Source organism: Stieleria magnilauensis (assembly GCA_007753675.1).
Lineage (GTDB): Bacteria > Planctomycetota > Planctomycetia > Pirellulales > Pirellulaceae > Stieleria > Stieleria magnilauensis.
The window spans coordinates 1,061,479-1,085,262 of the sequence record CP036432.1 but is presented as its reverse complement, the minus strand read 5'-3'; the positions used below and the strand labels follow the sequence as shown (position 1 = coordinate 1,085,262).

Below are 23,784 nucleotides of genomic sequence, written 5' to 3'. Positions count from 1 at the left end.
TTAGCCGCCCGGGAACGCTCAAACCCCGATTACTGTGTCGGCCCGCTGGGCCTTGAGCGTTGTATGGAATCCATCCCCGGTGGCTGACACCACCGGCAAATACTCTATCGGCCCTCCGGGCCTAAGACACATCGCCCAACCAACCAAAGACGATCCATCGATTCCGTTGGACTCGGCAAACACTGAGAGGTCACCATTTCAGCCATCGGTTCTTTTCGTTCGGCCCAGTCGACCGCGTACCTGTCGAACGATGACATCAGAAGCGAATCCCAGGAAACGGAGGTCTGATGAAATCCGTTGCGCGCACTTCGAGCGCACCAGTCGCTGCCTGAATTTCAGGTTTTGGACGATGCTGAGAACATCGCAGAAGAGGGAACCACGAAACACGCCAAACACACGAAAGAGAAATCGGCACTGCCGTCAGGCGTCGGTCAGCGGCGTGAACGACCGCGATCACCCAGTCGCGGCGAAAGATTTTCAACTGTCAAAAACGCCGACTCCGCGACTTGGGTGCATCGCCTGGTTCGTCCGCGTTGATCCATTCTCGGCGATGGAAGTAAGGGCCGCCGCATGCGTGATCCTCGTGAGTGTACACCATCGTCCATTCGTAGTCGAAAGGCGATACAAACAGTTCTACATCGTGGAAACTGGAAAAGTCGACAAGTGGGCCGTTGCATTCGTACGCGCTGAGGCGGCGATGCAGCACATGAACGGGAAGTCCGTTGACACCGGACGTGAAGGGCACGATTAGGTACGCGGCACTTAGTTCCATCCGATATTCATTGTCCGCCTTCGCCCCGGTCTTCACACGCGAACGCTCAACAAACGTCTGACCATAAACGTCTCGCCACCTCCGCTCGGCGTCGATCGCAGCAGCGGAATCGAGTAGGGACCATCGCACCCCCGCATCAGTCAAGTATTGACGGAAATTCGATTCGACGGTCATTCAATGTAGGCACTTGAGCGGACGAACGCCTGCCGTAACCGGGCACGAACGGAAGGCTTTGAATTCAGTTGCCGCGTGAATGAGTGCGCCAGTTCACGGCTTGGTTATTTGGCTTCCTCGCCCTCGATCATCCTGTCTGGATTTTGTTGAGTGAGTCCAATTTCGCCCTTGTCACCAAGAGCATTGATCCGTGCCGTCAGTTCAATTCCGATCTGCGGATAGTCGGCAAATGATATACCTTTCTTGTTTGCACCGTCCACATTCACGACCAGCAGAAGCGCCGGTTGTTTGACGGAAATGTCGAGCCATACACCGAATGGTGCGCGTGATATGACGTTGCCAGTCACGGATTGTCCTACGTGGAGTGATTCCTTGATAGCAGGCCACCGTTCAACGGCAGCATCTGTTTGCCAATCTGGGAACTCTGCCCGAATGTCGGCCTCCCAATCAGATTGCGGCAATGTGTGGTCCAATCGTTTCTCTGCCAAATAACGGCACGCGTCACCGGGAACGCGCGAAAGATTCTCAACTTCAATCCGCCCAGCTCGCGTTCTCCGGTGCAGTACGTCCAGCATGAGCGTGATCTTGTGGGGTGCAAGTCCCCTGTACTTAGTTCCGGTTACTTTCTTGGAGTCAGTATACCAAATGAATCTCTAACGAAAGACAGTACGAGGCGAGGGCAACTGCGGCGAAGCAACAGACCGTGGAGAGGAAGCCTAGGAATGTGTGCGTAAGTGTCAACCTGAATCACGCCGTTGACCACATGCTCGCCAAGACCTGCGGTTGTTACGAACAGAAACCTCATACGAGGCCGACGACTCCAGGCCCGTCGCAGAGCGACCCAAAGCGTTCCAGCTGGCTGCTGACCGCGAAGCCGAACCGGAAGCCAGGCGGATGCCTTGAAAAAGCTCTGGGCGTAGGTAAATGGGGAGCTTGGGCAGGGACAGATCGCGTTCTTATCTGGGGAGATCCAGTTGGCGTACCTGGGAGTAGGGCTTGCCCGAAAGCCAGGGCCGTGCATTCGAAAGTGACTCGGTGCCGACTGGAAGTCAGCAGAGGGCATCGTAGCGGACCCTTGTGGCCGGCGAAGTCCCGAAGGGAACGAGCAAGTACGTATCGTGGGTAGCTCGTGCTGTTGTCTCTTCGGAGACAAATCGCCGTATGGCGGTCAACCAGTTGCGGCGCTGGTCGTGATTCAATGGCCCCAAGTCTTCGCGGCAACGCGAAGATTTGAAACTCGTGCTCAACCGCCGGATGCGGACCCGCATGTCCGGTGGTGTGGGAGGGGTTCCGGAGCGATCCGGACCCCTATCCCGATTGTCATGGTTCTGGCTCTTCCACGAATATCCCACGGGCGATTTTGTCACGATAGTATAACGTCGAAAGGTGGTCCATGACTGCCCCAGCGTCCACAAATGACCGAAACATCATCAGGTCGTTGATTTGGTCGGTCATTTCGTTGTGGTAGTCGAGCAACTCATTCAGCGTTGCCCCCAGATGCCGGCGCGCTGTTACCCCATCAGACAAATTGTAGTTCGGTGGGCCGTTTGTAGTCGAAAACACGGATGCAGGTGTTGATTTTGCAGACACGATTATCTCGTAGCCTTGCATTAATGTGCCCGAGGCGGAAGCGAGTATCTGAAGAAACGATCGTCCGGTGTCATGCAACATCCGTATGGCTCCGCCGTGAACCTCAACACCCGTTGAGTTTGACACTGAGTAAACGGGCGAATGAAAACCAAGCGTCCGGGCAGAATCGCAGACTGATAGCAGGTGACTGCGAACAGGATCGTGGAGATCATCAACTTCGCATTGGTCCTCAGCTAATGCCTTGGGGCCGTCAATTATCTGTCCATTGAGCTCTGTCAATCCGGCTCGCGCTGCTAACCAGACGATTGCTCCTATGATTGGTCTGCCGGATAAGTTCTGGAACTCACGAATCGTAGTTCTGGAATTATCGACGCGATACCGTGAGCCAAACGACCGGAGGTCGGTGCTCAAGGTTTGTGGCGGAGCGTAGGGATTCAGTGCAGCACTCATCTTGCCAGAACGGCAGCCGTCACCGGGCATGGAGAGACCACTTTCCATTTGCGAAACCTTGCAAGCCGTGCTCCGTGGGCACGGCATTGTTCTGCCCTCTTATGCGTCACGTTGAAGCGCTGACGCACCGGGATGCCCAGTATATCTGTTTGTGGTGGTGTGATTCAAATTCCGCGACCCAACAATCTGCGTCGCGCTTGGTTGTCGGCATACCAATCTTCACCTGATTGCCATCGTCACCCTGTCGCCAAACTTGAAAGGCATCAAGTTCAAGCAGCTCTGGCATTTCGCCGGCGAACCGCTCGATCATCGCGCCACGATCAGGCTCTTGCATGTCACGAGGTACGTCAACGAGTTCAGAGTCCCAGTGACGTAAATGGCGGCGAGCATGCTGGGAGCAGGGAAGGTCCGCAAACACCGATCCACCTTTGCTCCAGTGAAAAAACTCGAATGCAAGTTTGAGTCCGCAGTCAAATTTGACGGCCCAATAGTCGCCATCACCTAATCCGGGTTCGTCTGCAGCAACGGCATCGACATCGAAGAATTCTGCTGCGGCCTGTCGGCCAATGCTCAATTGGCAAACGTGAAACCACGGACGAGTTTTGTTGCCAAGTATCGTTGAGACGTCGAGCGGAGTCATGATTTCAGTGGTACCCCTTGGTTCGCCGAGACTTGTCGTGTCGATCAGTCCACCCGATGACATCAATCTTAATTCATGCCGTCGCATGCAATCAAGAACTGGTTGATCACGGACGCAGTGTTTAGACCACGTGGTTGCAAAGTGCCAGTAATGCAATGCCGAGGATCGCGATCAGCACTCCGGCGACCAATGCCATCAAGTGCCATCTCAACGCGGAAAACAACCTCTCGTGAATGTTGTATCGGATTGCTGCAACCCAGAAAGGCATTGGCGTGGCGATTAAGACGAGAAGTATCGCTGAAGCATTGGGATACGCAACGTTCAGTTTTGCGACCAGCGGAACGGCCAACCCGCTAAAAACAATATAGATCGAAAAGGCGACGAGTTCTTCGTTGTGCGGCATGCGATGAAGCGGATTCGGCCAAGCAATTCCATTCGGCGAAAGAATCCATGTAAGTCCGAGGCTTGGTGGGCGGGAGTCATTTGTTTGTAAACTGGCGACTCGGACCCGTGATTCTGGCAGCTTGCGACTGCCAGTCACATTCGCTCCACCCACCAAAACCAAGGACACAGTAACCATGAAAATTCTCGCCCTTGATCTCGGCAAATTCAACTCTGTTTGTTGCGTTTACGATTCAAAAACTCGAAAGAAAACGTTCCTCACGACGCCTACCAAACGCGAACACCTGCAGAGTGTCTTCCAAAACGAAGGCCGGCTGGCCGATCTGGTCGTCATGGAATCTTGCGGGCCTTCCGGATGGATCAACGATCTGGCGCAGTCCTTCGAGCGAAACACACTCGTCTGTTCGACCAATGAAGAAGCCTGGCGTTGGGCAAACGTCAAACGAAAGACCGACAAGGACGACGCCTTGAAGCTGGCCCGTATGGCTGCCATGGGGGAACTCAAGTCCGTCCACATGCCTTCGCCCGAGCACCGAGAATTCCGATCACTGGTCAAGTATCGAAAGACGCTCGACGGCCGAATCAACAAAACCAAGAACACCATTCGCGCGTGGTTCGTCAACCATGGGATCGAAATCGACAAAGGAGACAAGGCCTGGCACACCGGACGAAAACGCATCGATTCGTTCCGCAAAGGGATCCAAGACTGCACTCCCGATGAACTCTGGAAAGGCCAGCTCGACATCGAGTTGACCATCCTCGACTCACTGACCGAGCAACTCGACACGATCGTCAAGAGGCTCGAAGAACTCGGCAAGAACGATGAACGCATCAAGCGCCTGCGCACGATTCCAGGTGTCGGACCGCGGACCGCAGAGATCCTCGTCGCCTGTATCGACGCCCCCCATCGATTCAAAAATGGACGCCAAGTGTCCGCCTACTTCGGGCTCGTGCCACGTCAGTATCAATCCGGCGAGACCGATCGCAACGGCCGGATCACCAAACGCGGCAACCCGCTGGCAAGAACCATCCTTGTCGAGTGTGCGTGGGCATCGCTGCGATACAATCCATGGGCCAAAGGCATCTACGAACGAATCTGCGGCAAACAAAAGACCCGCAAAAAGAAGGCCGGAATCGCACTGGCACGCAAGATCGCCGTGATCGCTTGGGCGATGCTGCGTGACGAAAAGGACTGGGAACCGAAACGGATGGTCGAGGTCACCGAGTCGTATGGCGAAATGCCAGACAAGCTGAAGGAGTCCCTGCTCAACATGAAACCCAAGGAGAACAGCGACCAACGTAAAGCCCGACTGCGCCGTGAGGCCCGTCAAGCCAAAGATGCGAAACAAACCTCTAAGGCCAAGCCAACGAACAAGAAGACGCGTCCGTCATCGAACCCTTCAAGCCGAACTGAAAAGGCGACGCCACAAGCGACCAAACCGAAGAAAAAGTCCACTCCCGTCAAGTCAGCGACGAAGTCGCGTTCCAAGCCACGGCGAGCAGGAAAGCTAGTATCGCGTGACTGATGCGTTTGACATCGGCGTAACGAATCAGCCCTGCTCGCTTTATCAATCACCGAGCGACGAGGACAACCAGTACCGGCTGACTGGCAACTTGATGCCGGCGTAACGAATCGGACCTCCTCGCTTTCAAACCCACCACGTCCCGTTCCACCAACAACCACAAAGACCAATCACGAGCCGACGGGGAGCCCCCGCGAGACTCGCCGAGACGATCGATCAAGGAGAAGACCTACCCGAGTGTGTGAGTACCGAGACAAGCTGACACTGGACCTTCGCAATAGGAGCCATTCGCTGCAGCGAATCGGCAGAGGGTTCAGACACGTCGCCCTAAAGAATGTGCCACACCGACGGAAGGTAGCTTGCTGCTCAATGACGCCTCCAGTCAAAGAAGCCTCCAGGCAAGCTGCATCCAGCGCGGAATCACACCACCGATCAATGATGGTTGAACCGTGTAAGGACCACTGAGGGAACGCAGTCCGCCGAGTGCGGATCTACGAGAAGTTCAATTGCGTTCACACCTCGAATAGTCGTTTAATCAACATCCTTGTCGAAACGTCACGACGAATCACCGCGAGGCGGCCACTCCCTCAACGCTCACCAACGAAGACACTCCCAAGGAACCACTGACCATGTCGAATTAAAAATCCAAAAATTGTGGCACCCGCCACTTGCATATGTCGGACTTCATAGTCGTTACCGATCAGCCGGCGGCGACGGTTGATCATCCACTTTAAAACGTCCGACTTCGCCGCTCGGTTGCATCGGATGGTTCTGCCTTCTTCGGTCGCATCAGCCAGAAACAGCCATCCGCATCAACTCGTCGTCATCGAGACGTCGCTTCGGCTGAGCGTGTATCTCGCGACGAATTGAAGCCGGAACACCGATCGCTACAGAGCCGATATCGTAGGTGATTGGAAAGACGTCCGCGATGCCGAGGCCGAAGAAAGCAGCGCATTCGTTTGGGCCGTGAGTGTCGATGTTGAAGTCATGGTACCGGGCCAAATGGAACAGCTTGCCGTCATCACGGTACAAGGTCAGTGCAACGAAATGCTCTGTTTGCGTGTGATCGTTAAGGTCGATGTTACTCAGTATGCCAACAACGGAGTCACCATTTGCAAATTGCAGTGTCGTCCCAACCACGCGATTGCCAAGGTCGGAAACCGGTACGTCATTCACCGGTCGGATGACAGTTGCGTCGCCGAATTTGGATTCAACGTCATTGCAGAATTCCCACACGGGGTGGTTGCGAATGTCGTCAGCTGTCAAATCAGCGAACAGTTTCATGCATCTTCAATGGCAGAACGGCAGCCGTCACCGAGGACGGACGATTGATTTTCCACTCCAAAAACCGCGCAAGCCGTCCTTCGGTGCACGGCATGGTTACGTGATTCTCGTCTTCTTTGCGCCGGGTGATTTTTTGCGTCTACGATTCTCGATGAATGCACCTACGAACCCAAACTCGAAGACGGAAACCAAGATGAACGGGATCGCGACCGGGACAAACGCGGCTGCGAGCAATGTCGGAAACAAGAGTATACAGGCAGCACCTAGTTGATCCCAGTCGCCTCGTAGCGATGCCAGTAGAAATGCGCCGGCGAATGCGAAACCAACAATGCTCGCGTATGGGGCGTCCAAGCCCGTGCGAGCGACTACGGTCCGCATCGTTGCAATCACCATCGCGACGCCTGCAGTAGCGAATAGCAAACGAGCGATTGAGAACTTCAGTGGGCGTGACGGCTTGCGTCTCGGGAACTTGTCTATGCTTCGTTGAATCGGTCGATATTCCAATTCTTTCACGTAACGATACGGATCACGTGGCCGCCGCGATCGACTGACCACTTCAATAAAGTCAATTCGGCGGCTCACGTGCATCCGCTGGTTCTGACCGTCCCTAGTGAGTCCGATTGGTCACATGCACGATGTACAACGCCTTGCCGTCGTCAAGAATCTCACTCATTAACCCGGTCTTTAGCGAGAGGGCTGCAGTTCGAACCACACCTGATTCGATGTCGCAAGAATCATCAACCAAAATATTGCGCCATCCAGCATCTGTCGAGAAATGTCCCGCGAAGTAAGTGTCGCGCCCCTTGGCCGAAATTTGGGTTCGTGCTAGTTCGCGTTCGTCATCAGAACTGTACGGAATACGGAGTAGATCGAAGTGAATCGAAACGTCCGCACTCGTCTGTTGATTCAAAATCGAATTTTCAAGATTGGCAACACGACGGGTGAGATCGGACAGCAGGTGTTTGATCTCGCAAAGCTCGTCCTGGTGGCGACTCGGTGGTTCGGCGGCGTTTGACGAAACTGCCAATAGAAAAACGATTGAACAAGCAATAAAGCGATACATTACGAATCCCTCCAAAGAGTTAAAAATCGAAACAGTGTTTGTTTGTGTCAGAACGGTAGAAATCACGGTGGACGGGCGAAAGACTTGCAAGCAGTCCAAGAATCGCGACTCCCGTCCTGCCGTGCATTTCATGGTTCTGTCAGTGTTTTGCTGTTGACGTGTTCAGGACGAGTTAGTGCGATCGGAACTGGTCCCATGTCTCGATGACGTCCTCTACGCTATCGACCCATTTTCCTGGTGGAACAACAAAAATTCGAGTAGGGTGAGTTGGCCCCGTACTTTGTATCCAACTACCATCCTTCGCTTTCCGTAACCTAAAAGTCGAAACGGAGAAAGTTGCCGATGGTGTTGACTGAGTGGCAAATCTACAAGTGAAATGCGATGAACGTCGTTTTTCACCAACACCCACGTTGGTGGCCCAAACTCGAAGGTCTGCTCGAGTCCTCTGCCAACGTTTATTGTACTCCAGATTCATCCAAATTTGCGTTGCAACAGCGAGCACCGCGACAAGGATGAGCAGCGTTCGAAGGCTAAACTTGACACTTGGCAAAAAACAAAACCCTCGGAAATGACGTCGCAGTAAGTGACGACAGAACGTCCGCCGTCACCTGGCACGAGCGGACAAATTTGAACTCAAAACAGATTCGATCGAGTGCTCAGGTGCACGGCTTGGTTCCTCGGATCTCGTCGATTACTCGGCGGCAGCGTTGGATGCGACCGATGCAAGAGGATACCGCGGTGAAACAGTCGACGCAAATCTTTGTCTGCGAAACGAGCGGCGTGAATTTGGCGGACCAATTTAGCGGTGGTTCACCACGAAAAACACAAATGACACGAAAAGAGAACGGGCATGGTGGCACGTGGAGAGTTTGATGTGCGTTCCACCGGAACCGCACACGGGTCCTTCGCGGCGCGCACCAAGTCTCCCATTCGCGTCAGCCAATGAGCCGTGACGATCCAAAGCCATTCGGCCCAAGCGTGCGGCATCGATCAATCGATCGAAACGGTCCGACATCGAAAGCTCAACGCGGATTGCGTTGACCGAAAATGCACGACACTCGATCAATCGGCCCAGTAAATCCATCACCACTGATCGACGTTTGGAGTTGTCTCGCTTCCTACGAGGAACGTAACGGATCACGCGGTCGCCGCGAGCGATCCTCCACTTCAAAAACCACTACTCGGCGACTCGTCGTGCATCCGATTGTTCAAGTAAGCCGCTTCGCGGCGGGATTTTGGTGGGTATGAGACCTTGATGGAAGGAGCGGTTCACGGTGAACCGCTTCACACACTCCTTCCACAAGGAACTTTCGATGTCCAAGTCTAACAATCGTCGCCGCAATTCGCAAAAGTCTGCTGCTCTGGGGGCCTACTTTCCCGAGGATCTTCGTCAAAAACTCAGCGAAGACCTGCAACTCTCCGGGATGGCCAAGCGGACACACGACGGATACATCCGTGCCATCCGGCAACTCTCCGATTTCGCCAAGTGCTCCCCCGACCAAGTCACTGAGAACCATGTTCGCCAATTCTTCTTGCACCTCAAGAACGACCGAGGTTTCGCCTACGGTTCACTGCGTGTGCCCTCTCGGGAGTGAAGTTCTTTTTTACCCGCACCTGCAAGCGAGACTGGGACATCTTTTCCATGCTCAAACTGCAAAACATCACCGCACTGCCGGAAGTCCTGACCATCAGCCAAACCCACGAGTTGATCGGTCAGGCGAACACCTTGCGGATTTACGCGTATTTCTGGACCGCTTATTCGATGGGCTTAAGGCTGAACGAAGCGCTTCATCTGCAGACGACGGATCTGCAAAGCCAACGCGGCTTTGCCCACATCCACCGCGGCAAAGGGGCAAAGGATCGTTACGTCCCGCTGCCAGAATCAACTCTGAAGTTGCTGCGTGCCTATTGGCTGACCCATCATCACGACACGTGGATCTTCCCCGCCGTTTCGCCCGGGTACTGCTTCGACATCCATGGCAAGAGCAAGGCCGAGCGTCCGATGTCGGAAACCACCGTCCAAGGTGCGATGAAGCAGATCGCCAAGAAGCTCAACTTCGGCAAGAAAATCACGATCCACACGTTGCGACATGCTTACGCAACGCATCTGCTCGAAGCCGGAGTTGGGCTGAAGGTCATCCAGAAATACATGGGGCACTCCTCGCTGCAGACGACCCTCGTTTATCTACATCTGACCGAAGATGCGGAGGCCAATGCGCGGGGAGCGATCGACGGACTGTTCGGAAAGTTGCCGGGGGACGACGATGATCCCGATGCGCTCGGCTGTCCCGCACGACTGAAGTAAACCGGTCGCCGAAACGTGTCCACGCTGGCCGAAGCCATCGCCAAGCATGGACCGGCATACCTCGCCAAGCTTCCCGACCCGCTCCCCGAGTCACTGTATCAGGTTGCACGCGTGATCTCGTTGTTGCCGTTTTGCCGAACCGGTGCCCTTGGCGGAGTCCTGTATCGATGCGACGGCTGCGGCCAAACGCATTGGACGGGACGGAGCTGCGGAAATCGTCACTGCGCCACCTGTGGTCACGAGAAGTCGCAACGTTGGATCGAGAAGCATCAGAAGCGGTTGCTACCGGTTCATCACTTCTTCGTCACCTTCACGGTTCCCCGTGAAGTCGGCTTGGTGCTGCGCGCGAACCAACGTGAAGGCTATCGTTCGCTCTTTGATGCTTCGGCACAGAGCATTCGGGACGTCGGTGCCGCAACCAAAGCACTGAAAGGATGCAAGCTCGGTTACTTCGGCGTTCTGCACACTTGGGGGCGAGATCCGCTCGTCTATCATCCGCACATTCACTACATCATCCCCGGCGGTGGAGTGAAGGTCGATGAGGAGGGCGCGGCGATCGGCTGGCAGAGCACACCGCAAGGCTTCCTGTTTCGCCACGGCACCCTGGTTCGGGTCTACAAAGCGAAGTTGGCTGACGAGCTTCGCCGCTGTGGACTTTACGATTCGGTGCCGCGCGAAGCGTGGAAGAAGAACTTCGTGGTGGACATCGAAGCGGTCGGAAATGCGTGGGGCTCATTGCGTTACCTCGCGCCCTACATCCATCGAGTCGCGATCAGCGACAAACGGATCGTCTCGGTCACCGACAGTTCGGTCTCGTACACCGTCACGCCCACAAAGGCCAAGCGGACGATCGAGCGGAACGTTAAAGGTGTCAAGTTCGTCGAGGGATTCGCGCAGCACATTCTCCCCAGCGGATTCCAGAAAGTGCGGCACTATGGCTGGATGAGCAGCAATTCGGCGATCCGCCTGGATGAACTGCAACTCCTTGTGTGGATGCATCTGGGCTGGGTGTACTGGTTGGCCAGCGGGCATGCTCCACAACCGGAACGTCTCGTCAGCGAGCCTCGCTGTGCCCACTGTGGTGGTGACCTGCGTGTGGTGACGGTCAGCTTCGACCCGATGCCACTTCCTCGTGGACCTCCACCGGCGGCGTTTCAAAGGAGAGCCAATTGAACGTTCAACGGAAATCGGAGACACAAAATCAAACGTCATCGGGGAGGCGAACAGAGACGCTCTGCGCTGATCGCGTTCAAATTCGCGCAGACGTGGTGCCGAAGCGCACCTTGGCAGGCAAAACGCACATCCGCTGCCGCCGGCTCACCGTATCGAGACCAGCATGGCAACCGCCGAAGAGCATCGCACCTGGCAGATACGTCTTGAACGAGCCCGGGCCATCGAAGCAAAATCCAAGAGAGATTTAGGCGGCCGAGCGAGCGTTATCGGGCTTCTTGAACAGAGGACTTGAACTTCGGCTCGCAAGCTCGCGAAGTCAAATCCTTACTGGTTATGTCGCGACTGTGATTGTCGTTGGTGTATCCATCATGCTGCAACCCCGAAAATAGCACCAATCCCGGCCGTTGCTGCCATTGCCAGTGCGCCCCAAAATGTCACGCGTGCAACAGCCTTTGCAATCGGAGCACCGCCCGCGCGAGCGGAAACGCCGCCAAGCAACGCAAGAAAGAACAGTGAAGTAACGGAAACAATGATCGGGATACGTTTTTCAGGAAGTAAAAACGCGGTGGCAAGCGGAAGCGCCGCGCCAACAGAGAACATGGCGGCGGATGCAAACGCCGCCTGAACGGGACGTGCGCTCATTGTCTCGGAGATGCCCAATTCATCGCGTGCGTGTGCGCCGATTGCATCATGTTTCGTGAGCTGTTCGGCAACCTGAATCGCAAGCGATTCGTCCAATCCGCGTTGGACATAGATTGCGGTAAGTTCAATAAGCTCCGCATCGCCATCGGTGGCAAGTTCGTTTCGCTCACGGGCAAGGTCGGCGTTTTCCGTGTCAGCTTGAGAACTAACGGAAACATATTCACCTGCGGCCATCGACATGGCACCAGCGACCAGACCAGCAACGCCAGCGATCATGATGTTGTTGTGTGTCGCGTCAGCCGCAGCAACGCCAACAACCAAGCTGGCCGTTGAAACGATGCCGTCGTTAGCGCCCAATACGGCGGCGCGTAGCCAGCCGATGCGATCGGTGCGATGAAGTTCTTTGTGGGGAGACAATGCGTTCTTTCAGGTTGGCCTGGACATGACGTCCAGCACGACCAGGGGGAGACATTTGGGTTTTTGCAGTCTGTTGGTTTGGAATTACTTTTTCTTGGACCAGTAGTCGTCGGCCTCCGCTTCCATTTTTCCGAGGCGCGTATAGTAATCTGCGAATTCTTTGAGGTGTGCTAACGCGATCTTTCCGGTTGCGATCAAATCATCATCGGTAAGATTCGTTTCAGCGGCATTTGCACCATGCTCCAGTTCGACGGATAAACCCATGCGAAACTCGTCGATTGGGATCTTGTTCCAATCGACGCCAAGTTGGTCGCCGATCGTTTTTGCTTCTTCCGATGTAAATTGTCGATTCCCCATCGGGAACTCCTTTTGATCGTAGTTGTAAATTCGCAAATCGTGCTCACGCGAACACTGAAGCGACATAACGGCGGTGGTCACCGCGTCGGCGCGATCGACCGGAACTCAAAAACAAACTTGACTCGCCGACTGCGGTGCACCGATTTCGATGAAAGAGTTGGGTGTTCAAAAAAACGGCTCTCCGAGATGCTGGGAGTCGGGTGATCGGGAGCTAAGCCCACGAGCCCAAATTGATACAAAGTCCCTCTCGGAGAACCGAACCCATGTTGTACCTCGGAATCGATCAACACGCAAAGCAACTCACTCTTTCACTTCGTGGATCCGACGGAAACGTCATCCTCAATCGCCAAGTCAGCACGGAGCCCAAACGATTCGAGGAGTTCTTTAACGGACTGAAATCCAGGGCCGAAGCAGATGGATATTTCGCGATTGTCGAAGTCTGTGGATTCAACGATTGGCTGCTCCTGGCCCTGCCAAACTTCGGATGCACCGAAGTCATTCTGATCCAACCAGAGAAGAAGCCCAAAGTAAAAACAGACCGCCGCGACGCTCACGCACTCAGCGAACTGCTGTGGATCAATCGCGAGCGCATCGCCAATCGGATTCCGATTCGAGGTGTTCGACAGGTCATTGCCGCCTCTCCAATTGATGCCGAGAACCAACGCATCACTTTACTGCGGCAACAAGCCGGGAGGCAGCGAACCCGTGCGACCAATCAAATCAAACACATCCTCAGACGTCACAACCTGCAGTGGTCTATGCCGACCAAAACCTTCCCGACGTTGAAGGCCATCGCCTGGCTAAAAACGGTCAAACTACCTTCGTGGGATCGAACTGAAATGGACTATCACCTCGGGGAATTCGAACGCTTAACGACGCGAATGAAGTCACTCGAAGAAACCATTGTATCTCGTGGTCAGGGAATCGAAGAAGTCGAATTGCTTCGCACCATCCCCGGATGTGGATACTACTCCGCGCTGGCATTGGCCAGTCGTATCGGTGATGCAAAACGCTTCCCACGTGGCAAGAGCCTTGCAAACTACTGGGGATTGACTCCCGGTGTTCGCGACAGCGGGGACGCCAAAGGGCGACGCGGACATATCACCAAGACGGGGAGCACGATGGCGCGTTGGTTGCTCGCTCAAGTCACGCAACACGTGTTGCGTCGCGACCCTGTCATGAAGCAGTGGTACAAGCCGATTCGTGCACGTCGTGGAAGTCGTATCGCACGGACCGCGGTAATGCGACGGATGTCGGTGATCATCCGGAACATGCTCGTTGAGAAACAATCCTACACCGAATGCCGCGACGCCATGATCGCTCGCCGTAAAAGTCAATTGAAGACAAGAAACAAGCGTGCAGCTTAAATCTAATTCACAACCCAACTCATACATCACCCTCACGAATTTGCCTCATGAAGCTTTGAAACAGAGATGGCATCGGCTCGGCCTCTGCTGCTTGACACAACCGTGACAAGTCTTGTGGACCCGAGTTGCTCACCCTATCCAATTCGCCCGGAACCATGTGTAGATCCGACCTCGTTGTGATTCACTTCACAGCCTGATAGTCGAACGTTGCACTGATTAGGAGCCTTGGATTGCGGTGGGCGGATCGCATCGAAAAATCTGTGCTTGGCCGATCGTGCCAAGGCATCATTGCAAACGCATTGATGGGACCCACGAAGGAATGTATGGGGTGCGGTCGCTGGGTCTTCAACGCTGAGGGCTCTGAAAAGAACGACCCGCAACTGCCCGAAATCAGATCCAACCATCGACGTTCAAAGCGTCAACAACATCTGTCAGTCGAACCACAACGAAGGCACCAAGATGGTGCTGTCGCCCCTATCGTGAATCCGCACTCACGATCAAGTTGAAAAAGCATGGAAAATCAATCGAAAGGCCTAAACTCTTTCAGGAACACATGGTTCACGCGACCGGCCACGACGACGGCCCTCGCCATCGCCGCTCTTTGCCAATGTACTCAATTTGAAACGCAGTGGGAAATCGAAAATCCCATTTTGCGGCCGGCACGTCAGGCGTGGGTTGTCAGCGTTGGAATCGACAGGCGTCGGTTTGTCTCGTTCAACCGAGTCGAGCGCGCATCAAGAGAGTCAAGAATCACACAAAGACGCTAAGCCGCGAAGGAGTGGGTTCAGATCTTTGCGGCTTGGCGACTTTGCGTGAGGTCCTTCCAGCAAGTACGTCAGCGTACCTATCGAACGATGACATCAAATGCGAATCTTAGGAAATGGACGTCTGATCAACTCCGGTGGGCGTCCTTTGAACGCACCAGTCAAGCCGTGGAGAATGAACAACCACCGAGGCTACGAAGGGACACAGAGAAGAGGTGGGCCGTTGCTGTCAGGCGTCGGTTAGCAGCGTGAACGTCCGCAATCACCCGGTCGCGACGAGCAATTCTCAATTGCCAAACGCCCGACTTCGCGACTCGGGTGCATTGCTTGGTTCTGCCTCACGTGAACTGCCATGTGAACCACATTCTCCAACATTCCTGACACCTGAACAAGCTAACCTCCCGTAAAGACTCCGGCATTAGGTCGAATTCAGATTTCCATGCGACTGGGCCACGCTCCCAGTAAGCATGTATGTTCGGAATCCTCTTTGATTCTTCGTAGGCTGACGGACAACCCATGAATTCGCACCAATCGCCGCAGCAGATCGGCCAGTCTCGATACTGCATAAACAGCGGGATATCGGGGAATCTATGGTAGGCCTCGGTTGCGGCGGTTTTGTCGTAGGCGAAACGGTTGATTGTCGCTGTGATCTCATCGATCAGATGTTTGCGAACGTTGCCCGACAAGATGCAATCCGCGCAAAGTTCGTCGATGTCAGGTTCGTCTTCTGCGAGTTGCGGATTCTTCGCGAGTTTTGCGTCCACAATGTGACCGAAATACGTGAATATCGGTACGTTTTGGCGTTCACAATGGTGGCATTCGGTTCCGCCGCAGGGATACATTGCGTCATCAGCGATGTAAAGGAATGTTGATCCCATTGGGTGAACTAATAGGCAGAACGGCCGCCGTCACCTGGCACGAGCGGACAAATTTGAGCTCAAAACAGACGCGATCGAGTGCTCAGGTGCACGGCTTTGTTCCTCGGATCTCGTCGATTGCTCGGCGGCAGCGTTGGATGCGACCGATGCAAGAGGATACCGCGGCGAAACAGACGACGCAAATCTTTGTCTGCGAAACGAGCGGCGTGAATTTGGCGGACCAATTTAGCGGTGGTTCACCACGAAAAACACAAATGACACGAAAAGAGAACAGGCATGGTGGCACGTGGAGAGGCTGATGTGCGTTTCATCGGAACTGCACGCAGGTCCTTCGCGGCGCGGACCAAGTCTCCGATTTGCATCAGCCGAGAGGCCGTGACGATCCAAAGCAATCGATCCAAACGTGCGGCATCGATCAATCGACCGAAACCGTCCGATGCCCAAAGCTCAACGCATATTCCGTTGGGCGAAAGAGCGTGACACTCATGCAATCAGCCCAGTAAATCCGTCAAATCAGATCGACGTCTGGAGTTGTCTCGCTACTGACGAGGAACTTGTTTATTACCTGGTCGCCCGCGGTGGGGGGCTTATCTGCCGCCTTATCCTCGGGTGGATAAGTTTTTGACGGCCTTATCCGCGGGTCGGCGATAAGTTGTCACAGAATTATCCAGTTTTTCGTCAGAATTGCAACCCGATAGGGTTGACCCACCCCCTCCGTAGCGAAAAACTGTCTACAGCGGGCTTACCAACCGGTTTCGCAGAGGGGGAATGGGCCGATGGCGACGCAGAATGGCGGTGGGATGCAGCAGTCTGGCAAGCCCGACTGGGCGTTGATTTGGCACAAAAAGCTTGCCAAGTTTCATGGTGCGGGAGCCAATGCGGGTTGGCAATTTCGTCAATCCGATGTGATCGAATTCCTAATAGACCGCAAGAAGAATGGCACGCCGGCTTGGAAGAGATTGAAAATCGCTGAGGCGCTCTGGGACTATCAGAAACGTTTTCACCGGGATGGCGGTGAGCGACTGGACCGGATCGTGGCGCAATTGCGTTACAAGGCGAGTTCGGAGCGTCAGGCAGAGCTATCGGGCCCCGAAATGAACGAAATTGTCGGGCAGATCGACGCCACGGAGCCCCCGGTGATTCAGCAGATGCGTCGCACAATGCGTCTGAACACCGGTGGTGATGAGCCACCGAGAAGTTGCAGTGTTGTTGGAGCAACTTGACGGAGTCTATTTGCTGATGGCGCAGCTGATGTACGGTGCCGGGTTACGGCTGAGTGAATGCTTGAGCTTGCGTGTGAAGGATTTGGATTTCGACCAGAAGTTGATCATCGTCTGCGATTCCAAGGGCAAGAAAGATCGGCGGGTGCCGCTGCCGGACACTGCGGTGGATGGATTACGCCGGCAATTGGCTTGGCGAAAATCGCTGCACGAGCGCGACCTCGATGAGGGTGCCGCTTCGGTGTACTTGCCTCGCGCGATCGATCGCAAGTATCCCAACGCGCACAAGGAGCTGCGATGGCAATTTCTGTTCGCCTCTCGTCAACGATCCAAGAACCCGCGTAGCGGTCGAATGCACCGTCATCACATGCATGAGGGCACCTTTCCGTCTCGATTGAAGCCAGCGGTCGAGCGTGCCGGGATTCTGAAGCGAATCACATCGCATGCGTTCCGCCACAGTTTCGCAACGCATTTGTTGCAGGACAATACGGACATCCGCCAAGTCCAGGAACTGCTGGGGCACAAGGACGTCAAGACAACCATGATCTATCTGCATTGTTTGAACGACGCCGAGAAGGACGTCGTCAGTCCACTCGATCGTTTGCAGGAGTTGCGGAACGCGGAAAAGACAAACGCAGCGTCGGAAGGGGGCGGCCCCCAGCTCGCAGGGCCTGCCCAGGGTGGTGATTTACACGCTCCGCAAACGGAACCATTGGCGAGTGATGAGACTGGTCTCCGCGGTCAGGCGGAGATCGACGTCCCACCCCTTTCCCCTGACGAATCGTTCTCCGGTGAGTGCACAACCGCCATTCCCAGTGGTGCAGACGGAGTGCTCAACAGGATCAGGGCGTCCGTGATTGCCATGCTGCGCCGGCCTCGCGGTCAGGGGTTCTTCAGACGTTTGATCCATCAGTAGTGCGGACGGTCGCGTCGGCGGGGATGAAGATGGCGAGCTGGATGGCAGAATATTTCGGGGCAGAATGATTTTAGAGTATTGTCACGCACAGCGTGACCTACTTGAAGAGGGGCAGAAAGATTAGGGGCAGAAAGATTAGGGGCAGAAAGATTAGGGGCAGAAAGATTAGGGGTAGGAAGATTAGGGGTAGGATGATTAGAGGTAGGAAGATTTTGGGGTAGGAGGATTGCGATTGGTCTGGAGCGGGGTCGGTCCCCGGGGAATGATCGTTAAGTTGCCATTAACGTAACGCTGAGGTGTTAGGAGCAGACATCGCCAGAGACGTTGGGTGCGGCCGTTTCGATGGTGGGGATGGCCGACGTGATTGCGGGTGCGAGCTGTTGGTCGCACCAGCGTTTCCAGGCTTGGCGATACGCTTTCTCAAGCTCGGTGACGAAACGCTGTTGGTCTGCGATCGTGCGCCGCGTCGTCTCGCGCAGCGTACCTCGCAGACGTTCCAGCTCGTCGAGGTCGCCGGCGAGTCGGCCAACGGAGGACGCATAATCGTCGATCGACTTGGCAATCCACTCCGGCTTGCCGAGGTGGTGAACGATCCCCGCGGTGCCCCGCGAGGGTCGGTTGGCACCATAAAAGCCGACGACCGGGATCCCCATCCACAAGGCCTCCATCGTCGTCGTCCCGCCTGCCCACGGAGTCGTGTCGAGCCCGAGATCGATCTCGTGATACGTTTCTAAATACGACTCGCCGCGATAGGTGCTGCGGACTTCGATTCGACTTTCATCGATACCACGTTGAACCAACGCGCTGATCAATTCCCGCTTCAACGAGTCGTTGAACCGCGTGTTGAACGCGAGTAACCTTACATCGGGACAGGCCTTCAAGGCAGCCGCCCACAAATCGTGCGTCGAGGAGGAAATCTTGAACGGTCGGTGCAGCGATCCGAACGTCACATAGCCGTTGCGGCGGGCAGGCAAGGATGACAATTCGGGAGCGTTTTGGGGCGGTGCAAAACAAAACGACCCACCGGGAATCCGAATCAGTTCCTCGGTGTGCAACGTGGGCTCGCCGACGGGATTTTGCACGTCACAGGTCAGGCAATAGTCGATCGCCTTCAATCCCGTGGTGTTGGGATAACCGAGCCAGGAGATCTGGATCGGCGCCGGTTTATAGGCCAGCGCCGGCAACCGATTCCCCGACGTGTGTCCGGCCAGATCCACCATGATATCGATCTGATCATCCAGAATCTGCTGCGCCACCTGCTGGTCCGAGTAACCGAGTGTTACGCGCCAATGATCCGAGAGCGACTTCAATTGCCCGGTCACGTGGTCTTCCACACCGGACTCGTAATAACAATAGACTTCGAACTTTGATCGGTCGCGAAGACTCAACAGCGGCTCGAAGAACGCCGTGACGGCGTGCTCGCGAAAGTCTGCCGACGCGTAACCGATCCTCAGCTTGCGGTTCGGATCACGCACGTTGAGGTGTCGCTGAAGCGGCTGGACGTTTCCATGCACCTCGCCCCAGCGGACGTGTTCTTCGAACAGTTGCTTTGGGTCGATGTCGGGATCGCCGCTCATCAAATACAGCAAACAGCCATGCGCGCCACTCATGCGGGCATCGAGCTTGACAGCTTCGGCGAAGCATTCGGCCGCTTCACGACGCCGGTCGGTTTCGATATAGACGAACCCCAGCGAGCAGAGTGCGTGCGCGTCCGCCGGGTCGAGCTGCAAGGCCAACTGAATCTCCGACTCCGCTTTCGCGACGTCGCCCAAAGTGAGCGACACAGTCCCCAAATAATGGTGCGCCTTGGGATAGTGGGGAAACTCCGCAATGAGCTGTTCCAAACGCTCGGCCGCCTCGTCAAGCCGCCCCAGATTCACCAGCGTCCGCGCGAGCGTCAATTTGGAAACCACGTCACCGGGACGGGCCCGCACCACACGCTGAAGCAACTCCAGTGACTGCTCCCATTTACACTGGCGGCGGTAGCATTCACCGAGATTGCCCAGGACGTCGAGGTTGTCTCCGTTGCGTCGCACCAGGTCATCATAGATCTGTTCGGCGTCGTGAAGACGATTCTGCCGGACCCAACAGTTTGCCAGATTCATCGAGGCCTGTTCGGAACCCGGATTGATCCGAAGTGCATGCTGAAACTGCTCCTCGGCTTGTTCCAATTGCCCGAGCTCCAGCAAGAAGACTCCGAAGTTGTTGCGTGTGTCGGCATTGTTTGGATCAACTGACACGAGCTGGCTGAGCATTTGCCGAGCCCGCTGGAGGTCTCCGAGCGCGTGATACACCAGCGCCAGATGGCCCATCAGTTCCGGGTTATCCCCCAGCAGCCCATGCGCCTTTTCCAAACACTCCAGCGCACTCGGATAGGCCGCTGCGGAGTAGAGCGTCATGCCGAGCAGATGCCAGGCATCGGAGTGGTTTGGATCCACGCTCAGCACTTCGCAATACAATTGCTTGGCCTGTTCCAGATTCCCCGCTTTCTGCAGCGTTAACGCGGTGTCAATTTTCGCCGCGAGTGCTTGCGTGTCGGTAACGGGACGCTGCGGCGGGCGCGGTCGCGGCCTTCGTCGTTTCGGGCTTTTGGGTTTGCTGCGTGCCATCGTGACCTAATTCCAAATGAAGAGGGGTGCGAGAAGGCTGGACCTTAATATCCGCGGATCACCCGACAGACTCGTTCGATGTCTGATTCGTCAATTGCCGAACCGGTCGGCAGACAGACCACGCGATTGCAAAGCGTCTCGGTGTGGGGTAGCGTCAAGTTTTGATTGCGAGCCATCGACCGATAGGGCTCCATCCGATGGCAGCCGGGATAAAAGTATCGACGGGCGCGGATCTGTTGCGCGTGCAACTGAGCCACCAATCCGTCTCTGCTGGCGCGAAAGCGACTCTCGTCGATTTCGATGACCACATATTGCCAATTGCTCTGTTGAAGGTGGTCGTACGTCAACAGCCGCAACCCGGGAATCCCGTCCAAGTGCGCACGGTAGAGCTGGTGATTGTGTCGGTTCCTTTCCAGAAGCTGATCCAGGCACGGCAACAGCGACAATCCCATGGCGGCGCAAATTTCGGGCATTTTTGCATTCGTGCCCAAGTCGACGACGGTGTCCATTCCGGCAAACCCGAAATTTTTGATCAACGCCAGTCGCTCCGCCAGCGCGTCGCTGTTGGTCGTGATCGCTCCGCCTTCGAACGTGTTGAAGAACTTGGTGGCGTGGAAGCTGAACACTTCGCAGTCACCAAAGTTGCCAACCATCTGATCGTCTTTCGAACAGGCAAACGCATGCGCCGCATCGTAGACGACCGCTAAACCGTGCTTGCGAGCCAAGTCCTCGATCGCCTGGGTGTCGCAGGGGTTTCCCCATAGATGCACGCCGACGATCGCACTGGTTTCCTCAGTGATCAACGACTCGATGCTGTGCGGACAAATCGTATGATGGTCGCGATCGACGTCTGCGAAGACGGGTGTCAGCCCGCACCACTGTGCCGCATGGGCTGTCGCGACGAAGGTGAACGATGGCACAATGACTTCGCCGGTCAGATTCAGCGCGCGATAGGCCAACTGCAGACCGTTGGTCGCGTTGCAAACGGCGAAACAGTGTTTAACGCCCAAATAGGAACGCAATTTCGCTTCCAACTCTTTGACCACGCAACCGTCGTTGGTAAACCATCGCCGCTCGAACATCTGGTCGACGAGTTGATTGAAGTAGGCGCGGTCACCTACATTCGGCGCCCCGACGTGCAGCACGTCATCTTGGACGACCTTTCGATCGATCCGATGCGTGGTCTTTGTGACTGACATTCGCGATACGCAGGCCAATGGAACAGCTGGGATGAGTCTCTCTAGACGCATTTCTGTTGTCGGATGGTGGAATCATCGTCCTACAGGTCAAACTGTGATTGAGCGGATTGCCGTTCGAGCAAACGATGCAAACGCTCTCGGCAGGATGCTGGAAATCATGAAGAAACACGGGGGAAGAAGCGTGTTCCGCACAACAGGTGCAACCCGATGCGGCGCGAGCAAGGGTTTTCCCTCGCCGGCGCGCCGCACGCTATACTGACGCCGTTTCTAGTGCTCTGACCGACACACACGAGGCTTAAAGGCTAGCCGATGATCATCAACCGACGTGATGCGATCCGATTGACGGCCGCATCCCTTGGCGGCATGGCCGCGTTGTCTTCGTCTGGCGTATCCGTCGCTGAGGACACGTCACCGAACTCGGCAACCATCGAGGTGCTCCATCCGCGGGCACGGGTGCCGCTGTCCTTCATCATTGATGATTCGACTTGCCTGGTGAACATGGGCCATTTTTGCATGCCGCAATTCGCCCATGCGTGGCCTGAACGCGACGTCTACAAACAGCCGTGGCGTGACTGGCCGCGTGAAATTCCCGACCAGTTTGTCCGCGAGTTTGGCGAATGGTGCGCTCAGCACGATGTCAAAGGAAAATACAGCATCGTTCCCTATCCCGCCTGTGTCGGCTGGCTGGACCGGACGCTGCCTGGATGGTCGCGACAGGACTTGGACCAGAGCTTGGCGCTCGTACGTGATCTGATGATGCCCAACTGGGACATCCATCCCGAGATGATCACCCACACTCGGGTGATCGATCTGAAGACCGGCCGACCGATGGCCGAAGTCAACGCGGGGACGATGGAGAATAGCTATCCACAAACCGACATCAGCACCGATCACTTGACCGAATACCTGGCTTATGCGCTTCGCATCTTGAAGAATTGCGGCTTGCACTGCGACGGCATCACCACACCGGGTGGATTTGGAAACCGCGTGAAAGACAAGCTGTCCGTCGCGGCCGGCCAAGCGGTCCGTGATGTTTACGGCAGCGAGTTGCCGCACTATTTCAAGTACGTCAAAACCGGTGATGAATCGACCGAACCCCAGCTGGAATTTGACGGCGACAAGGTTCTTTCCAACCTGACGATGAACGTGCCGGCGGGGACGGGTGACTGGTTCGGCAGCTGGGAAGGCAGCAAGGTGTCGCAGCCGGATCTGTACTGCAGCGCCGATGCCACGTCGGGGCGGATGGTGGACTTGATCGAGCGCGGCCAGCCGGCCGTGATGCTGTGCCATTGGCCGGGCATGTATTGCAACGGGACCAAGACGGGATTTGAGGCGTTCAAACGCGTGGTCGAATCGCTGGCGTCACGATTCGGCAACGAGACGTTATGGATGAAGGTCAGTGAAATTGCGCGTTATTGGGCGGCAAAGAAACTGACGGTGCTGACACGACACGACGCTGGCACGATCGCTATCGAAGCCCCGCTGGCGTGCAAAGATTTCACGATCTCGGTGGACGCCACGTCAATCACCCAGGCTCCCGCGCTGACGCACGCGGGCAAGCCGATCTTGTTGACAGAAGTTGCCTCGGTTTCACGGTTAAAAAGCGGCACCTTTGCCCGTGCCGATGGCAAGCTGATCATTTGTCTGGACCTGGCCAAGGGTGCAAGCCGACTCGCACTGGTTTGACGAACTTTCACGGTGACACAGCTCAACGAGGTAGGCAGGCGTTGCCCCAGGAACCTGATCGCAATGAGTTTAGATTTGGCCAACGGCCATGCACAACCTTCGCGTTTGACGAGGCCTTTGTGTATGGCCGTTGGCCAATCACTCTCGTTCTCGTTTGCGGACCTTGGGCGATGCCCAAGGCTTTGGATGTGAACGGCCGTTGGCCGAAACCATCCACTCAGAACAGATCTGACACGCACAAATGTGTAGATACCAATGCCCTTCCAGGGAGGGTCGCGGAGGAGTGTGCGACGACACTGGGAGGGAGGTTTTGCGTCATTGGTGGCATTGGTGGGTGCCCGGCCGCGCAACCC

Annotated in this window: 20 protein-coding genes; 8 read left to right on the top strand and 12 right to left on the bottom strand. The window is 55.6% G+C overall.

The window, feature by feature from the left end; translation table 11 throughout:
• Positions 1-484: 484 nt before the first annotated feature.
• The 5 genes from TBK1r_RS38240 to TBK1r_RS03915 all read right to left on the bottom strand — a co-directional run bounded on the left by TBK1r_RS38240 (position 485) and on the right by TBK1r_RS03915 (position 4,197).
• Entirely contained in the window at positions 485-946 is a 462-nt protein-coding gene (locus TBK1r_RS38240; protein ID WP_419580944.1) for a hypothetical protein, read from the bottom strand.
• Between the two features lie 104 nt (positions 947-1,050).
• Positions 1,051-1,521: a hypothetical protein gene (locus TBK1r_RS03930; protein ID WP_145207624.1), complete on the bottom strand. Its 471-nt coding sequence runs from the start codon at positions 1,519-1,521 to the stop codon at positions 1,051-1,053.
• Positions 1,522-2,266: 745 nt separating this feature from the next.
• Positions 2,267-2,617, bottom strand: a complete 351-nt coding sequence (locus TBK1r_RS03925) for a hypothetical protein (protein WP_145207623.1) — start codon at positions 2,615-2,617, stop codon at positions 2,267-2,269.
• A 475-nt stretch (positions 2,618-3,092) separates the two neighbouring features.
• Positions 3,093-3,626, bottom strand: a complete 534-nt coding sequence (locus TBK1r_RS38235; RefSeq protein ID WP_419580943.1) for a hypothetical protein — start codon at positions 3,624-3,626, stop codon at positions 3,093-3,095.
• A 121-nt stretch (positions 3,627-3,747) separates the two neighbouring features.
• Complete coding sequence (locus tag TBK1r_RS03915) at positions 3,748-4,197, bottom strand: hypothetical protein (RefSeq protein WP_145207622.1); 450 nt, start codon at positions 4,195-4,197, stop codon at positions 3,748-3,750.
• A gap of 7 nt (positions 4,198-4,204) precedes the next feature.
• On the opposite strand from TBK1r_RS03915, the gene TBK1r_RS03910 reads away from it, so the two are divergent.
• Positions 4,205-5,554 carry an IS110 family RNA-guided transposase gene (locus TBK1r_RS03910; RefSeq protein ID WP_419580540.1) on the top strand — a complete coding sequence of 450 codons (1,350 nt, stop codon included), beginning with the start codon at positions 4,205-4,207 and terminating at the stop codon, positions 5,552-5,554.
• Positions 5,555-6,340: 786 nt separating this feature from the next.
• On the opposite strand, the gene TBK1r_RS03905 is transcribed toward TBK1r_RS03910, so the two are convergent.
• Together TBK1r_RS03905 and TBK1r_RS03900 are read right to left on the bottom strand one after the other, a co-directional pair.
• Positions 6,341-6,835, bottom strand: a complete 495-nt coding sequence (locus TBK1r_RS03905) for a hypothetical protein (protein WP_145207621.1) — start codon at positions 6,833-6,835, stop codon at positions 6,341-6,343.
• 607 nt (positions 6,836-7,442) lie between these two features.
• Positions 7,443-7,898, bottom strand: coding sequence for a hypothetical protein (locus tag TBK1r_RS03900; RefSeq protein ID WP_145207620.1), 456 nt, complete (start codon positions 7,896-7,898; stop codon positions 7,443-7,445).
• 1,313 nt (positions 7,899-9,211) lie between these two features.
• Between TBK1r_RS03900 and TBK1r_RS38230 the strand changes: the two genes are divergently transcribed.
• The 3 genes from TBK1r_RS38230 to TBK1r_RS03890 are packed head-to-tail and all read left to right on the top strand — an operon-like array spanning position 9,212 to position 11,376.
• Positions 9,212-9,493: a site-specific integrase gene (locus TBK1r_RS38230; RefSeq protein ID WP_419580942.1), complete on the top strand. Its 282-nt coding sequence runs from the start codon at positions 9,212-9,214 to the stop codon at positions 9,491-9,493.
• A 47-nt stretch (positions 9,494-9,540) separates the two neighbouring features.
• The gene (locus TBK1r_RS03895; protein ID WP_419580941.1) at positions 9,541-10,203 is read left to right on the top strand and encodes a tyrosine-type recombinase/integrase; all 663 of its coding nucleotides are present in this window, start codon (positions 9,541-9,543) and stop codon (positions 10,201-10,203) included.
• Between the two features lie 15 nt (positions 10,204-10,218).
• A complete protein-coding gene (locus TBK1r_RS03890; RefSeq protein ID WP_145207619.1) occupies positions 10,219-11,376 on the top strand; it encodes an IS91 family transposase in 1,158 nt (385 codons plus the stop codon).
• 366 nt (positions 11,377-11,742) lie between these two features.
• Here TBK1r_RS03890 and TBK1r_RS03885 read toward each other — a convergent pair whose 3' ends face one another.
• Positions 11,743-12,435 carry a VIT1/CCC1 transporter family protein gene (locus TBK1r_RS03885; RefSeq protein ID WP_145207618.1) on the bottom strand — a complete coding sequence of 231 codons (693 nt, stop codon included), beginning with the start codon at positions 12,433-12,435 and terminating at the stop codon, positions 11,743-11,745.
• 84 nt (positions 12,436-12,519) lie between these two features.
• Positions 12,520-12,792, bottom strand: coding sequence for a DUF5661 family protein (locus tag TBK1r_RS03880; RefSeq protein WP_145207617.1), 273 nt, complete (start codon positions 12,790-12,792; stop codon positions 12,520-12,522).
• Positions 12,793-13,055: 263 nt separating this feature from the next.
• On the opposite strand from TBK1r_RS03880, the gene TBK1r_RS03875 reads away from it, so the two are divergent.
• Positions 13,056-14,159 carry an IS110 family RNA-guided transposase gene (locus tag TBK1r_RS03875; protein ID WP_145207616.1) on the top strand — a complete coding sequence of 368 codons (1,104 nt, stop codon included), beginning with the start codon at positions 13,056-13,058 and terminating at the stop codon, positions 14,157-14,159.
• A gap of 1,102 nt (positions 14,160-15,261) precedes the next feature.
• Here the strand turns inward: TBK1r_RS03875 and TBK1r_RS03870 are convergent.
• Complete coding sequence (locus TBK1r_RS03870) at positions 15,262-15,801, bottom strand: CbrC family protein (protein WP_145207615.1); 540 nt, start codon at positions 15,799-15,801, stop codon at positions 15,262-15,264.
• 830 nt (positions 15,802-16,631) lie between these two features.
• Here TBK1r_RS03870 and TBK1r_RS03865 point away from each other — a divergent pair.
• Positions 16,632-17,024, top strand: a complete 393-nt coding sequence (locus TBK1r_RS03865) for a hypothetical protein (RefSeq protein ID WP_419580940.1) — start codon at positions 16,632-16,634, stop codon at positions 17,022-17,024.
• The gene (locus TBK1r_RS03860) at positions 16,984-17,937 is read left to right on the top strand and encodes an integron integrase (protein ID WP_145207613.1); all 954 of its coding nucleotides are present in this window, start codon (positions 16,984-16,986) and stop codon (positions 17,935-17,937) included. Before TBK1r_RS03865 ends, TBK1r_RS03860 begins: the two co-directional genes overlap by 41 nt.
• A 299-nt stretch (positions 17,938-18,236) precedes the next feature.
• Here the strand turns inward: TBK1r_RS03860 and TBK1r_RS03855 are convergent, their stop codons facing one another.
• Together TBK1r_RS03855 and TBK1r_RS03850 are read right to left on the bottom strand one after the other, a co-directional pair.
• Entirely contained in the window at positions 18,237-20,546 is a 2,310-nt protein-coding gene (locus tag TBK1r_RS03855) for an O-linked N-acetylglucosamine transferase, SPINDLY family protein (protein ID WP_145207612.1), read from the bottom strand.
• A gap of 44 nt (positions 20,547-20,590) precedes the next feature.
• Positions 20,591-21,745 carry a DegT/DnrJ/EryC1/StrS family aminotransferase gene (locus TBK1r_RS03850; protein WP_145207611.1) on the bottom strand — a complete coding sequence of 385 codons (1,155 nt, stop codon included), beginning with the start codon at positions 21,743-21,745 and terminating at the stop codon, positions 20,591-20,593.
• Between the two features lie 309 nt (positions 21,746-22,054).
• Between TBK1r_RS03850 and TBK1r_RS03845 the strand changes: the two genes are divergently transcribed.
• The gene (locus tag TBK1r_RS03845) at positions 22,055-23,431 is read left to right on the top strand and encodes a hypothetical protein (RefSeq protein ID WP_145207610.1); all 1,377 of its coding nucleotides are present in this window, start codon (positions 22,055-22,057) and stop codon (positions 23,429-23,431) included.
• Positions 23,432-23,784 lie beyond the last annotated feature (353 nt).